Below are 14,744 nucleotides of genomic sequence, written 5' to 3' on the forward strand. Positions count from 1 at the left end.
ATCTTTCCAAATTTTTAGATTAGGTCTGTGACCCTTCGGTATAATCTGGCAATAACTTCCATGTCAGTGTCGTCACAATGAGTGCACAAATAAATGTGAGTATGACAACAGTTGTATACCCAATATGCTGTGCAAGGGCCAAGCCTATGGCTGAATAAGCAAATCCCATAAACACCACAAGACTAAACTGCAAGCTAAAGAAAGTAGCTTTAGCAGGCATTAAAGATGCTCTATCCATAATTAACGTAGACAATGCAGACATTAATCCGGGATTTGCAATGAAATAGGCAAAGATTGCTGTATAAACCATCCACTTTTGTGTATATCCCAAAGTGATCGGAATAAATAACAGCAGTGCAGCTCCCTGTAGCAAAGTTAATGTGAGCAAGGCAAATTTACGGCGTAATTTATTAATAAGAAAGCTGGCTAAAAATGCTGAAAAAACACCAACAATCGAACCAAATATTTTTGTTGCAAAACCAATTTCCATAAGTGACCATTTAGCATCAACCAATAAAGGGTTTAGCATGCCAAAAACGGCGGTAAAACCAATTGGATAAATGAACAACAGAAAAAACCATGTTCTATGTTGTTTTACAAAAACTCGAATTTGTTGAACTAAGCTCTTAAACTGTCCAGAAGCTTTTTTATGTGGATTGTTATAATCGCTTTCAGGCTCACGATAAAATGCAATTTGTACATTTGATACTGCTGTTAAAATTGCTAAAATCCATAGTGCTCCTTTCCACTGCAACCATGGATATAAAATAAGTAATATCCCACCACCAATAATATTTCCCATTAAGTTGCTTGAGTACTGAATACTGTTAGCAAACTGTCGTTCAGACGCAATAAAAATCTTACACGCAAGTGCATCGACTGCAACATCTTGCACACTCATAAAAAAAGTATAAATAATAAACAGTATTAAAATGGTAGAAAAATGATGCTGTATATCTAAAAATCCACAAATAAATAATAATAGCGTCATCATCGATTGTGCCGTAAGCAACCAAGAGCGATATTGCCCTTGGAAATAAAGACGAAAACTATCTACCAAGGGCGCATACAGCACCTTTCCTAACAGTGGTAATGCAACTAAGTTAATTAAAGCTAATTTATCCAGTGCAATACCACTTTGCCTTAAAATCGCAAATGCTGCAGAAATAATAAAAGCAATACCAATATATTGTGTGGTATACACACTAATTAATAGTGGCCACGGTTTTTTATTATCATTCATGCACAACATTCCATATCTCAAATACTGATTAGAAATTAAATGACATAGAAAGTTTGAGTGTACGTGGTGTACCTTCGCTTATATAGTAACCACCATAGACGCCTGCCCAATAATTTTTATTCATTACATTTTCAACACTACCCATAAAGGTAGTTTTATATCCTGCAATAAACGTGTTATAGCGTGCACCTAAATCCCAACGGAACCAGCTTGGAATTTTTTGCGTATTGGCTGTATCTACATATTCACTACCGGTATAAATTGTATTTGTTGTTAATGTTAACCCTTCTAGCTGAGGTACATCCCACTCTAAACCAAGGTTAGACTGCCAATGAGGAACGCCGTAAGCTCTGTTTCCGTTATATGTTCCAGATGATGTCTTGGTTGTAATAGCATCTATATAAGTCACACCACCTAAAAGACGCACATCTTTTGTTATATTGCCTGCAGTCGTCCACTCGATACCGCGATTTCGTTGCTCACCATCAGCATTATAGCTATTGGTCGATTTGTCATAAATCATGCTTGGTTTATCAATTTGATAAATACTTAATGTATTTCTAAATGCCCCATTTTCCCATTTTGTACCAAGCTCATATTGCTTAGTTTTATACGGTGCGAACACTTGACCATAATTTGATGCTGTTGTTGCAGTAACTTGGTCGCCTTGACTAAGGCCCTCAATATAATTGCCATAAAGGGAAATTGAATTATTCCAAGGTTTAACTACGAATCCTACAGCAGGTGTAACTGCACTTTTCTTATAAGATGCACTTCCTGTAATTGCGGTACCGCTATTTGTCCAACTATGCGTATTTACATTTTGGAATCGTGTCCCTAGCATTAGCTGATATTTTCCATCTACGAAAGATAGATTATCAGCAAGTGCAATACCTGAAAGTGTCACCTCTTTCGTTCTTGGTACAAAAGTTGGATCACTTGCAAATAGAGTATTATTTACTGGTGAATAAATATTTGACTTCCAAGAAACAGTATTATATCCAGAATCGGTATCTTGTTTTTCAATATTTCCGCTTAATACAAGGCTATGGTCAATAGCACCCGTTTTAAATTGCCCACGTACACCTAACTCACCTGAACTTGTATGCGTGATATTTGTAATATTACGCCCAATTGCGGTACAACTCCCATCTGTACTCGTAATTGTGCATAGTGCATTATTTGCAATTGCACCATGGGACTCTTGCTCCTTGGTACCTCCACTTGCATATACAGTCCAATTCGGTATGAAGTCATACTCTGCATGTCCTATAACTGCTTTGGTTTCACTGGTTGCATATGCACCCTGCATAATATTTGTAGAGGCCTTAGGTGCTGTCAAAATAGATGATGTTTTAAAGTATGCCATTAATGGCATGCCACCCTCATACTTTTCCTTAATATAATAGGCATCTAGTGACGTTCGTAATTTTTCACCACGATAATCCAATGCAATTGATCCTAATGTTCTATCTTCAGTTTGCCCCTTAAGCGTCGTATCTCCATGGCCTTTAACTGCATTTACACGTACGCCAAACTTATTACCTTCACCAAATCGACGTCCAATATCTAAATGCGCATCAACATTAGATTTTGATGTATAACTTGTTGTCAAGCGTGTAATAGGCTCATCTGTTGCGCGTTTAGGTACTAGGTTTACTGTCCCTCCTACACTACCTCCAAGCGACATACCATAAAGCATTGCACTCGTTCCACGTAAGACCTCTACACGCTCTAAAAATTCAGTTGGTGTGCGATTATGTGGGCTTAACCCATATAAGCCATTCCATGCAAACTCTTCAGTCGTTACATTTAAACCACGAATATTAAAATACTCTCCCAAACTATTTGCACCAAAATAATCACGTACAGACGGTTCACTTTCCAATGCTTCTGCGACACTTTTTGCTTGATGATCCTCTATGTACTTTGCTGTATAACTTGCTGTACTAAATGGCGTATCCATAGCATCTTTATTCCCTAAGATGCCAATTTGACTTTTTCGACTGACTTGACCCGCTGAAATTGTATCTGTTGTATTTTTTGTTGCTTCAAGATTAATTGCCGGTAAAACTTTATAGTTATCATTTACTTCTGTTGATGCTTGTACTATTTGAGATAGCATCACACATGTAATACTTATCCCTAATACCGAAAGTTTAAAACCTAATACGTTATTCATTTTGAGCCTTGTAACTATTCAAGCATAAAATTTTTCACAAGATTACTAATAATCATTCTCAATGAATAGAAAGAATCGGAAATAATTAAAAAAAATAAGAAAAGATTCTGAAATTTAAAGACTTATTTTGAAATACTAATTTTTTTATATAATATAAAAAAAGCCTCAAGAATTATCTTGAGGCTTTCAAAATTTTGGAGCGGGAAACGAGACTCGAACTCGCGACCCCAACCTTGGCAAGGTTATGCTCTACCAACTGAGCTATTCCCGCAATGTGCCAATATTATAAATTAGGGAAAACGTTTGTCAAGAGTTTTTAATCTGCTCTACGCCAAACAGTCCCCTGACGTGTATCTTCTAATACAATACCTTTATCTAATAAGTGCTGACGTACTTCATCTGCTTTCGCAAAATCTTTTGATTTCTTTGCATCAACACGTTTGGCAATCAGTTCTTCAATTTCAGCATCAGATAATTCAAGTGCAGTTTGACCAATATCTGACTTTAAGAAGTCATCGACTGAATGCTGTACTAGACCAAGAATATCAACTAAATATCTCAGCGTCGCATGATAACGGCGAGCCTCATTTTCAGCTTCTTCTTTTACTGCCCGATTCAACTCACGAGATACCTCAAAAATAATAGCAAGTGCTTCGGCTGTATTAAAATCATCTCTCATGACCTGATTAAAACGATCAATATACGTTTGTTCTGTAGATTCAGAGACCGTCATACCATAGCGCTGTTCAAATACTTTAAACGCATTATAAAAACGTGTCAGCGCAGCCTTAGACTCTTTCAGTGCAGTATCAGAAAAGTTAATCGGACTACGATAATGGGAAGACATAATAAAATAACGAATTACCTCAGGATGAAACTTTTGCATCACATCACGAATTGTGAAAAAGTTTCCTAAAGACTTCGACATCTTCTCGCCATCAACATTCACAAAACCAACATGCATCCAATAGTTTACATATTGCTCGCCAGTTGCTGCTTCACTTTGTGCAATTTCATTTTCATGATGTGGAAATGGTAAATCACCACCACCACCATGAATATCAAAATGATTTCCTAAGCAGCATGTAGACATTGCTGAACATTCAATATGCCAACCCGGACGACCATTACCCCATGGAGAATTCCAAAATGGTTCACTTGGCTTCGCATGTTTCCACAATACAAAATCAAATGGGTGCTTTTTCTCCACTTCTACATCTACACGGTCACTTGCACCCGCTTGCATATCTTCAAGCTTACGACCAGATAATCGACCATAACGTTTGAACTTATCGACTTCAAAATATACGTCGCCATTATTTGCAGCATAAGCCGTACCATTCTTCACCAATGTACCAATCATATTTTGCATTTCATCAATATAATCAGTTGCTTTTGGCGATTGATCTGGTGGTACACAACCCAATGCGGCAAAATCTTCATTCATTGCATCAATGAACTTTGTTGTCAGTTCACCAATACTTTCTCCACGCTCATTGGCACGTTGAATAATTTTGTCATCAATATCTGTAATGTTACGAATATATTCAACTTTCCAACCTTGGCTACGTAAAAACCGAATAATATAGTCAAATGCAACCACTGTACGAGCATGCCCAATGTGACAGTAGTCATAAACCGTCATACCACAGACATAGATGTCAATGTGGCCATCTTTACGTGGGACAAATTCAACTTTTTTACGTTGCTCTGAATTATATAAAACAAATGGTTGCATAGATCTTAATTTGTTTAAACGAAAGATATTCCATCATAACTGATCGATTGTTTTTCACAAAGTCTTATACAATAAAAATGCTAAGTTTGTGAAAAGATATACATTTAAAAACATGCATTTGTTTGTTATATGATACTATGCATATGATTTTTCGGTATATCCTCATACCCGTTGTTGCATAAGGTAATCTGCTTTGAATTTTCCAAATCTACCCAACGAAGTTGATTTTAAAAAGGTTGCGTTAGAAACGCTAAAAATAGAGCAACAAGCACTAAATATATTAGCGAATGAAATTGACGATCGCTTTGTTCGTGCTTGCCAAATTATTCTTGCATGTAAAGGCCGTTTGGTCATTACAGGCATGGGCAAATCTGGGCATATTGGCAGAAAAATGGCTGCGACATTTGCATCAACAGGTACGCCTTCATTTTTTATGCATCCGGGTGAAGCAGGTCACGGCGACTTAGGCATGCTCGTCAAAGGTGATGTTCTCATTGCAATTTCAAACTCAGGAAAGAGTGATGAAATTATGATGCTCATGCCTTTGGTAAAACACTTAGAAATCCCACTCATTACGATTAGTGCAACAGACCAAGGCCCTATGCCTCAAAATGCAGATGTCGCACTTACATTAGGTGACTTACAAGAAGCCTGCCCTCTTGGCCTTGCACCCACATCAAGTACAACAGCAACACTGGCACTTGGTGATGCGCTTGCTGTCGCATTACTAGACGCTCGTGGTTTTACTTCAGATGATTTTGCAAGATCTCACCCTGCAGGTGCATTAGGAAAACGCTTACTTTTACATGTAAAACATCTCATGCACACAGGTGATGCACTCCCACGCGTAGTACCTGAAACAAAAATGGGACAGGTTTTATTTGAAATTACAGAAAAACGTTTAGGCTTAACTACAGTTGTTGATAAAAATAATACATTACTGGGTATATTCACAGATGGAGACTTACGCCGTCTGATCGATAAACAACAAGGTTTTGATGTAAACTTACCTATCTCTGAAGTTATGATAAAAAACCCTGCAACAATTTCAGAAAATGAGCGTGCTGTAGAAGCACTTACGCAATTAAATGCTAAAAAGATTAATCAATTTGTTGTTGTAGATGATGAAAATAAAGTCATTGGTGTACTGGGTATGCATGACCTTATTCGCGCAGGAGTAGCCTAATATGACTTCTCAAATATACTTTGAAAAAGCAAAAGAGATACAAGCACTCGTTTTAGACGTCGATGGTATATTGAGCGATGGTTTTGTTACTCTCACTAATTCAGGTGATGAAATTAAATCATTTGATATTCGCGATGGACTTGGTATGAAGCTTGTGCAACAAGCAGGTCTCAAAGTCATTATTATTACAGGTCGTCAAAGCCAGATTGTCACTAAAAGAATGACTGACTTAGGTGTAGACCTTATTTATCAGGGACGTGAAGATAAAGGCACTGCTTTACAAGAAGCATGCAAGCAACTTTCTTTAGACCCTCAAGATTGCTTATATATGGGTGACGATTGGCCTGACCTTTCAGCGTTTTCAATTGCAGGAATAAAAGTGACTGTACCTAATGGTCATATAGAAGTTCGCAAACGTGCAGACTTTGTCACACAAGCTATGGGCGGTCGCGGTGCTGTACGTGAAGTATGTGACCTTTTGCTCCAAGCGAAAGGCTCTTACGAACAGCTTCTTGAAAAATATTTAGCAACATCTCATTAAGACTCTTAACGATTTAGTTTGATAAACTACGCTTATGGAAACAAAAAACTTATATGTCATTGCACTTGTGATTGCAGCCGTAAGCGGTGGTTACTATTACTATAGTGGGAATAGTAAAAAGCTAGATACCAATGCATCACGCAACATGACTTACGCTGCACAAAACGTTCAACTGACTCAAACTGATGAGAAAGGCGATGTTTCAATACGCGCATCTGTAGACCAAATTATACAAAACAAACAAGATGCAACCACACAAATGTATAATTTACATGCTACAACATATAGTCATGGACAAGAAAATGGTACATATTATGCCCCACGTGGTGATGGCTATAATGACAACCAAAAACTCGTTTTAAGAGATGATGTTGTCGTTAATAGAAACTCTCCTCAAGGTATGATTACATTTAAAACTGATGAGCTTACAGGCTATCCAAAAGAAAAACGTATAGAAACCAACCGCACTGTAAATGTTGATTCTACACAAAGCCAATTTGTCAGTCAGGGCTTAAATGCCGATCTTAATTCAGGACAATATGAGTTTTTTAATATTCGAGGAAAGTATGCACCTAAATCCTAAAAAACAATCTCATTATAAAGCTTTCCTAAAATGCGTTATGGTAGGTACGTTATCACTCACGGCAATGGCTACTTTTGCTATACCTAGCGACCGTAATCAACCAATTTCTTTAGTTGCAGACCGTGCAACTTATAATGATAAAACAGGCGTAACTACATATACAGGCAATGTTATTATTGAACAAGGTACAATGAAGTTACAAGCAGCTTCTGTCATTGCACAACTTAATAAAAATCGTCAGATTAGCACGGTTACAGCAACAGGTAACCCTGCTCGCTTCCAACAAAAAATGGATGTAAATAAAGGTCTTGCTAAAGGCCAAGGGCAGAAAATTATTTATAATGCTGACTCAGGTATTATTGTTCTCACAGGAAATGCCTTTGTCGACCAAGATGGTGCAAGTGTAAAAGGTGAAACTTTACGCTATAGCATGAATAAAGGTGACATTGAAGCTATTGGTAGTAGCAATTCAACGGCAACCAATACGAGTGCTTCTGAGAACCGAGGTCGTGTACAAATCATAATTCCCCCAAACACATCAAAAGCAGCACCTGGAGCTGTTGGCCAATGAGTACAGCAATGACACCACAAACACTTCGAATCAAACACCTTGCGAAAAACTATAGTAAACGCTGGGTTGTAAAAGATGTTTCATTTGAAATGCAAAGTGGACAAATTGTAGGTCTACTTGGGCCAAATGGTGCGGGTAAAACAACCAGCTTTTATATGGTTGTCGGACTTGTACGCATGGATAAAGGCGAAATCTATTTAGACGACCAAGACCTTTCCAACTTTGCGATGCACGAACGTGCGCGTAAGGGTTTAGGTTATCTTCCTCAAGAAGCATCAATTTTCCGCAAACTGACAATTGGGGAAAATATTATGGCTATTTTAGAAACACGAAAGTCTTTAAATAAAGTACAACGCGAACAGCGTTTAAAAGAATTGCTTGAAGACTTTAAAATTAGCCACATTAAAGATTCCCTTGGTATGAGTGTATCTGGTGGTGAACGTCGTCGTGCAGAAATCGCACGTGCTTTAGCAGCAGACCCAAAATTTATGCTACTCGATGAACCTTTTGCAGGTGTTGATCCAATCTCTGTAGGCGATATCAAAGAAATTATTCAAAGTCTTAAAGATCGTGGCATTGGTGTTCTTATTACAGACCATAATGTACGTGAAACACTCGCCATTTGTGAAAAGGCATATATTGTGAGTGAAGGTGCTGTTATTGCTGAAGGTACAGCTGCTGAAGTCCTTGCCAACAGTACTGTTCGTGAAGTTTATTTAGGTGATGACTTTACAGTCTAAATAATTAAAGCAGGGTTAAACCTTTTAGCCTTGCTTTTCATAAACCCTTAAATACATTGCATGTACTGTAACAAAAAGGCTTAACAGACCAATACTAATTACCCAAATAGGCATAATAAAGTACATCACGCCTAATACGACTAAACAAAGACCTAACTGGTTAGTATGTGCATGGCTACACCAGTATATTAATTGATGACTACATTCTATAAGTGTATGTAATGGCCTTACATAACTAAACCATGCACGGTATGCAAAGAAAATGAGAACGAGCAAACCAAGCCCTGACATCACTAAAAATAGTTGATTTACCCATCCAAATAAAATACCGATATGTAAATCTACACCCCAACGTGTCAATTTTGCAGACAGTGGAAAATCTTTAAAATGAATCTGATCCACAACCAATTTATCTTTAACATTTACGGCCAACGCATCTATTTTTATTGGCCATTGATGTTGTAGTTCTTCAACTGTCCAAACACGATTTTTATCATAACTTGGTTTAATTTGTAGCGCAGATGCATTTAATCCACGTGTACGTGCAATATTTACTATAGCATCAAAATCAGTCAGATTATTTAATGTCATTTCACTGCCATGATGCATCATCATACCCATATGATGTTCAGCATGTTCATCTCTACTTACTAAAGGATGGATACCTAACTGAGTATTTAAAGAAGGCGTATCACTATTCATTAAATGCCTAAATTTAGCGATATTTCCCCCTGCCCAATTTGACCATGTCAGTCCTGTTGTCGAGAAAAATAAAAGCATCGGCAAAACACTTATACCTATTAGACCATGCCAATATATAGACCGATGTCTTAAATGCGCATTGGCTGTTTTTCTTTTTCTTCTTTGCCATTGAATAAAACCTGTAATCGCAAATATACCCAACCAACTCGCAGCAAGTTCACTATAGATACGCCCATACTCACCAAGTAATAAATCACGATGCAAATGGTCTAAAAAGGTACGTATAGGCAAAACCCCACTTGTTCCATAAACAGGTAATTTACCTTGCATTGTCAGGTTATAAGGATTAATAAAAATAGCTACAGTTTTACTTGGGTCTCTCATATCCATATACAACACTCTTGTTGTTGTATTGGCATCTGTTGCAGGTCGAACAGCAGTAATATGTGCAGATGATGGTAAAAACTTTTGAGCACGTTTGACTTGCTCACTTAAAAGGTGTGACTGCTGATGCACTTGATGTTTTGCAATCAAGTATGGCTCATAAAGCTTTTTCTCAATTTGAGGTGTTAATCCATAAAGCGTTCCAGTGAGTGCTGCAACAAATATAAATGGCGCAACAAGAAGCCCCACATATATATGTAGGACTCGTAAAGTTTGATCTATAAAACTTTTAAATGAGAAATTTTGGTGCATTTTATTAGCAACATACTTTTTTACTTTACATACATTAACCATTATAGAGTAAGATAGCTGTGCTTTTCATATTTTGACAATATATTTACGTATATACAAAAACTTGGCTTATCACTTACGATAATTGCATTGATATTTCAAAGCCTTGTGTTTTGTAAGTTTTTATGCCTAAATTCATGCATATGAATACACTTTGTGTAGAGATAGAATATGCAACTCAATACAATCAGCATGCTTAACTGAAACATAGCGCCAACCTTACTGCAAATTATCGTTTTAATATCAAAAAGATATCCGATAGATGCATTACACAATGCAAACTATACTGATAATGTTACAAACCTACCTGCTTTTACAACTACTACTCTAAATGAAAGTATGCAAATAAATCCTGATTTAAAAGCACGTTTAAATAAAACCTACTATATATCTAGTTATACCAATTATTGGGCACAATCTAAAAAGCCATTAAAGGCAACGTTATCTTTTGACTAGAATTTCTAAACCATCAAATAGCATATCTATCCTCTTAGATACGCAGTTGCTTCGTAAAATAAAGTGTCAAAGCATAAAAAACCATCAACATCTGTTTGTTTTTCTCGTATAATGACCCGCTTATCTACTATGTAATGTTCTACGATTTTTTATTATGCAAAGACCTAAACTAGAGTTGCCAAATAAGGCGGATAAGTTATTACTTCATTCTTGTTGCGCACCATGCTCTGGTGAAGTTATGGAAGCACTCATCGAATCTGAAATTGATTTTTCAATCTTCTTTTACAACCCAAATATTCATCCTGTAAAAGAATATCTCATTCGTAAAGAAGAAAATATTCGATTTGCTGAAAAACATAATATTCCATTCATCGACTGTGACTACGATACAGACAACTGGTTTGAACGTGCAAAAGGTATGGAGGAAGAACCAGAGCGTGGAATTCGTTGCACTATGTGCTTTGACATGCGTTTTGAACGTACAGCACTGTATGCACACGAACATGGTTTTCCTGTCATTTCAAGTTCGTTAGGTATTTCTCGATGGAAAGATATGAAACAGATTAATGGCTGTGGTGTACGTGCCGCATCTCATTATCCGGACATGACATATTGGGAATATAACTGGCGTAAAGGCGGTGGTTCAAGCCGTATGATTGAAATTAGTAAACGTGAAGAATTTTACCAGCAAGAATATTGTGGTTGCGTTTACTCTCTACGTGATACAAACCGCTTCCGTAAAAGCCAAGGTAGAGACCGTATTAAGCTCGGTGTAAAATTCTACTCTGCAATGAGTAACGAAGAGTAACTGTATTTAAGAGCTTCAAAATATTGAGGCTCTTTTACTTTTCACTCCTTCCAAATACCTTTTAAAACACATAACCAATTTCTATGACTAATTTTTTCAATTAAATCATCGTTATATCCATGTGCTGAGAGTTTATCTATAATTTTTGGAAAATAAGAAATATCAGCCCATGCATTTGACATAAAGCCACCATCATAGTCAGAACCAAATCCAACATGATCTTCTCCTAAATATTCAATGAGATGATCAAAATGGCGAATTAAAATTTCAAATGATGTATCTGCATTACGCTTCCCATCCTCACGTAAAAAAGCAGTATCTAAATTTACACCAACAAAACCTTTAGACAAAGCAATTGCCTCTAACTGCATATTGGTGAGATTACGTGCTTGAGGACATATTTCATGGACATTAGAATGCGTCGCTACAATGGGTTGCTGTAAAATACTTGCAGTATCCCAAAATGCTTTTTCATTCATATGAGAAACATCAACAACCAATCGCTTATGTTGACAATAGCGAATGAGTTCTTTTCCTAATGCTGTTAAGCCATACCCTGTATCAGGCGAATGAGGAAAAGGTACGTTTAAGCCATAACCAAACTGGTTTGGTGCATTCCATAGTGCCCCAATACTTCTTAGTCCCGCAGCATAAAAAACATCAAGTAAATGAAAATCTGCATCAAGTACTTCAGCACCTTCTATATGCATAACTACTGCAAATACCCCATTTGCAATACAATCATGAATCTCTTCAACAGTTCGACAAATCTTAATTTTTCCTGTTGACTTTGCCTCTATCTGTAGTAGATAGGACATTTGTGCAAAACAGATTTGTTCAACTTGCTGCGTTGTATATGCAGTTTGATGTAAAGTCCAATCAATTTTATGTGGATAGTTCTTTTTTACATATTCAAATGGCGGAACAAAAATAGCAAAAAGCCCCCCGATAAGTTGACCCTTTTGACATCTTTCCCAGTCCATTTGTCCTGTAAGCGTACTGTGCAAAAAAGCAAATGATGGGTCTTCATCATCTGCTAACCAAAGTCTTGCCAAAAGGTCATTATGACCATCGAATATCTTTGGTTTTTGCATTAAAAACTATCCTTTAGAGACCAAGATCAACTTAGAGTTCTTTTTATTTCTAAATGTCAGCTCATGTAATGCAAGCTCACGTTCACTTTCTTCTCTTGCCTTTAAAATTAAATGATGATGGTCTGACTTTGAGCAGACAGGATCAGGCTGAGAGGCATCTCCTGTCAGCATAAAGGCTTGGCAGCGACAACCACCAAAGTCTTTTTTCTTTTCAGGGCAACTTTTACATGGCTCAGGCATCCATGCATCGCCTCGGAAGTGATTAAACCCTGTAGAGCGATACCATATATCAGAGAGTTTTTCATCTTTGACATTAGGGAAATTCATTGGTAGTTGACGCGCTGCATGACATGGTAATGCAGTACCATCAGGTGTAATCGTTAAGAAAATACTTCCCCAACCATTCATGCATGCTTTTGGTCGTTCTTCGTAATAATCAGGAACCACAAATATAAGCTTACATGGATTACCCGCATCACTGAGCTTCTTACGATATTCATTGGTAATACGCTCAGCACGAACTAGCTGTTCTTTGGTAGGTAAAAGCCCTTGTCTGTTTAAGTATGCCCATCCATAAAACTGACAAATCGCAAGCTCAACTTGGTCTGCTTCAAGTTCAATACAAAGCTGAATAATATCTTCGATCTGATCAATATTATGCCTATGTATAACAAAGTTCAGAACCATTGGATATTCATATTTTTTTACAAGCCGTGCAATTTCATTTTTCTTTTCAAAAGCACGTTTTGAACCTGCCAACATATCATTAATAACAGGATCACTGGCTTGGAAACTCACTTGAATATGATCTAAACCTGCTTGCTTAAACTGAGCAATTTTTTCTTCATTAAACCCTAGGCCTGAAGTAATGAGATTGGTATAAAAACCCAATTTATGTGCATATTCAATGAGTTCAGGCAAATCTTGGCGAACCAATGGTTCTCCACCCGAAAACCCTAACTGAACTGCACCCATCTCACGTGCTTCTTTAAATACATCGAACCACTGCTCTGTTGTTAGCTCATTTTGCATAGATGCAAATTCAAGCGGATTGGAACAGTATGGGCATTGTAAAGGACAACGATAAGTCAGCTCGGCAAGTAACCAGAGCGGTAAACCAACCTCACTCATTTGTCTAACTTAATCCAATTTTCTTTTTGCGCTACAAGCATATAGTCGGCCACATCGGTATCAATTTGCTCAATATCGCCAAACTGTTGCTTCAGGTTTGCAATAATATCTGCAATCGTACACTGACCATCGATATGCTGTGCAATCGCAGCAGCAGACTCATTCAGCTTAATCATTCCTTCAGGGTACAAAATAATATGTGCTTGCTGTGATGGCTCATATTGAAAACGATAACCACGTTGCCATACGGGTACAATACTTGTATCTAAAATCATTTAAATAATCCTTTATGCCATACGGGTTGATCTGTCACGCTATGATACGGTGCTTCATTATGTACATAAGCCAATGTAAGCGCATCTAAAATTGACCATAAAATATCAAGCTTAAATTGCAAAATTTCCAACATGCGCTGTTGCGATTCATACGTTGTAAATGAATCTAACGTAATATTTAAGCCATGCTCAACATCACGACGTGCTTGTCCAAGCCTTAAACGAAAATAGTCATAACCTTGCTCGTTAATCCAAGGATAATGTTTTGGCCAAGAATCTAAACGCGATTGATGAATTTTAGGTGCAAAAAGCTCAGTCAAGGAGCTACTTGCTGCTTCACGCCAAGATGTACGACGAGCAAAATTTACATACGCATCTACAGCAAAACGTACTCCGGGTAAAACAAGTTCTTCTGAAATAACTTGCTCACGTGTCAATCCTACTGCTTCAGCTAAACGCAACCATGCTTCACGCCCACCACCATCTGGATACTCGCCATCTTGATCAATCATACGCTGAATCCACTCTTGGCGTACACGCTGATCAGGACAATTCGCCATAATTGCAGCATCTTTTAAAGGAATATTAATCTGATAATAATATCTATTGGCAACCCATGCTTGAATTTGCTTTTGAGTCGCTCGCCCTTCATGCATCATGACATGAAATGGATGATAAATATGATAATACTGACCTTTATCTAAGATGGTCTGTTTAAATTCCTCAGTCGTAAAAGGTGTCTGCGTATGACTCATTTTC

General features: G+C 37.3%; 14 protein-coding genes and 1 tRNA gene. 6 read left to right on the top strand and 9 right to left on the bottom strand.

The window, feature by feature from the left end:
- Positions 1–19: 19 nt before the first annotated feature.
- The 4 genes from AC1MPL_RS08905 to cysS form a co-directional block, all read right to left on the bottom strand.
- Positions 20–1,243: an MFS transporter gene (locus AC1MPL_RS08905; protein WP_479765509.1), complete on the bottom strand. Its 1,224-nt coding sequence runs from the start codon at positions 1,241–1,243 to the stop codon at positions 20–22.
- A 28-nt stretch (positions 1,244–1,271) separates the two neighbouring features.
- Positions 1,272–3,425: a TonB-dependent receptor gene (locus AC1MPL_RS08910; protein ID WP_479765510.1), complete on the bottom strand. Its 2,154-nt coding sequence runs from the start codon at positions 3,423–3,425 to the stop codon at positions 1,272–1,274.
- 195 nt (positions 3,426–3,620) lie between these two features.
- A tRNA-Gly gene (locus AC1MPL_RS08915) sits at positions 3,621–3,696 on the bottom strand.
- Positions 3,697–3,741: 45 nt separating this feature from the next.
- Positions 3,742–5,163 (bottom strand): cysteine--tRNA ligase, encoded by a 1,422-nt coding sequence (gene cysS, locus AC1MPL_RS08920; protein ID WP_479765511.1) that lies wholly within the window; start codon positions 5,161–5,163, stop codon positions 3,742–3,744.
- A gap of 193 nt (positions 5,164–5,356) precedes the next feature.
- On the opposite strand from cysS, the gene AC1MPL_RS08925 reads away from it, so the two are divergent.
- From AC1MPL_RS08925 to lptB, 5 genes are read left to right on the top strand one after another with little or no spacing between them, the layout of a single operon-like run.
- Entirely contained in the window at positions 5,357–6,349 is a 993-nt protein-coding gene (locus AC1MPL_RS08925) for a KpsF/GutQ family sugar-phosphate isomerase (protein WP_479765512.1), read from the top strand.
- A gap of 1 nt (position 6,350) precedes the next feature.
- Positions 6,351–6,890: a KdsC family phosphatase gene (locus AC1MPL_RS08930; RefSeq protein ID WP_479765513.1), complete on the top strand. Its 540-nt coding sequence runs from the start codon at positions 6,351–6,353 to the stop codon at positions 6,888–6,890.
- A gap of 34 nt (positions 6,891–6,924) precedes the next feature.
- Entirely contained in the window at positions 6,925–7,473 is a 549-nt protein-coding gene (lptC, locus tag AC1MPL_RS08935; RefSeq protein WP_237413739.1) for an LPS export ABC transporter periplasmic protein LptC, read from the top strand.
- The gene (lptA, locus tag AC1MPL_RS08940) at positions 7,457–8,044 is read left to right on the top strand and encodes a lipopolysaccharide transport periplasmic protein LptA (RefSeq protein WP_479765514.1); all 588 of its coding nucleotides are present in this window, start codon (positions 7,457–7,459) and stop codon (positions 8,042–8,044) included. The genes lptC and lptA overlap by 17 nt, the downstream gene beginning before the upstream one ends.
- Entirely contained in the window at positions 8,041–8,784 is a 744-nt protein-coding gene (lptB, locus tag AC1MPL_RS08945) for an LPS export ABC transporter ATP-binding protein (protein WP_479765515.1), read from the top strand. The genes lptA and lptB overlap by 4 nt, the downstream gene beginning before the upstream one ends.
- A 24-nt stretch (positions 8,785–8,808) precedes the next feature.
- On the opposite strand, the gene AC1MPL_RS08950 is transcribed toward lptB, so the two are convergent.
- The gene (locus tag AC1MPL_RS08950) at positions 8,809–10,119 is read right to left on the bottom strand and encodes a PepSY-associated TM helix domain-containing protein (RefSeq protein WP_479765516.1); all 1,311 of its coding nucleotides are present in this window, start codon (positions 10,117–10,119) and stop codon (positions 8,809–8,811) included.
- A gap of 712 nt (positions 10,120–10,831) precedes the next feature.
- Between AC1MPL_RS08950 and AC1MPL_RS08955 the strand changes: the two genes are divergently transcribed.
- On the top strand, positions 10,832–11,485 hold the full coding sequence (locus AC1MPL_RS08955) for an epoxyqueuosine reductase QueH (RefSeq protein ID WP_479765517.1): 654 nt from the start codon (positions 10,832–10,834) through the stop codon (positions 11,483–11,485).
- 41 nt (positions 11,486–11,526) lie between these two features.
- Here the strand turns inward: AC1MPL_RS08955 and AC1MPL_RS08960 are convergent, their stop codons facing one another.
- From AC1MPL_RS08960 to pqqC, 4 genes are read right to left on the bottom strand one after another with little or no spacing between them, the layout of a single operon-like run.
- Positions 11,527–12,579, bottom strand: a complete 1,053-nt coding sequence (locus AC1MPL_RS08960) for a dipeptidase (RefSeq protein WP_479765518.1) — start codon at positions 12,577–12,579, stop codon at positions 11,527–11,529.
- Between the two features lie 6 nt (positions 12,580–12,585).
- Positions 12,586–13,710: a pyrroloquinoline quinone biosynthesis protein PqqE gene (gene pqqE / locus AC1MPL_RS08965; protein ID WP_023272233.1), complete on the bottom strand. Its 1,125-nt coding sequence runs from the start codon at positions 13,708–13,710 to the stop codon at positions 12,586–12,588.
- Positions 13,707–13,985: a pyrroloquinoline quinone biosynthesis peptide chaperone PqqD gene (gene pqqD / locus AC1MPL_RS08970; protein ID WP_479765519.1), complete on the bottom strand. Its 279-nt coding sequence runs from the start codon at positions 13,983–13,985 to the stop codon at positions 13,707–13,709. Before pqqD ends, pqqE begins: the two co-directional genes overlap by 4 nt.
- Positions 13,982–14,740, bottom strand: a complete 759-nt coding sequence (gene pqqC, locus AC1MPL_RS08975) for a pyrroloquinoline-quinone synthase PqqC (RefSeq protein WP_479765520.1) — start codon at positions 14,738–14,740, stop codon at positions 13,982–13,984. Before pqqC ends, pqqD begins: the two co-directional genes overlap by 4 nt.
- Between the last annotated feature and the right edge of the window lie 4 nt (positions 14,741–14,744).

It is taken from the genome of Acinetobacter sp. N1-1 (assembly GCF_056711485.1).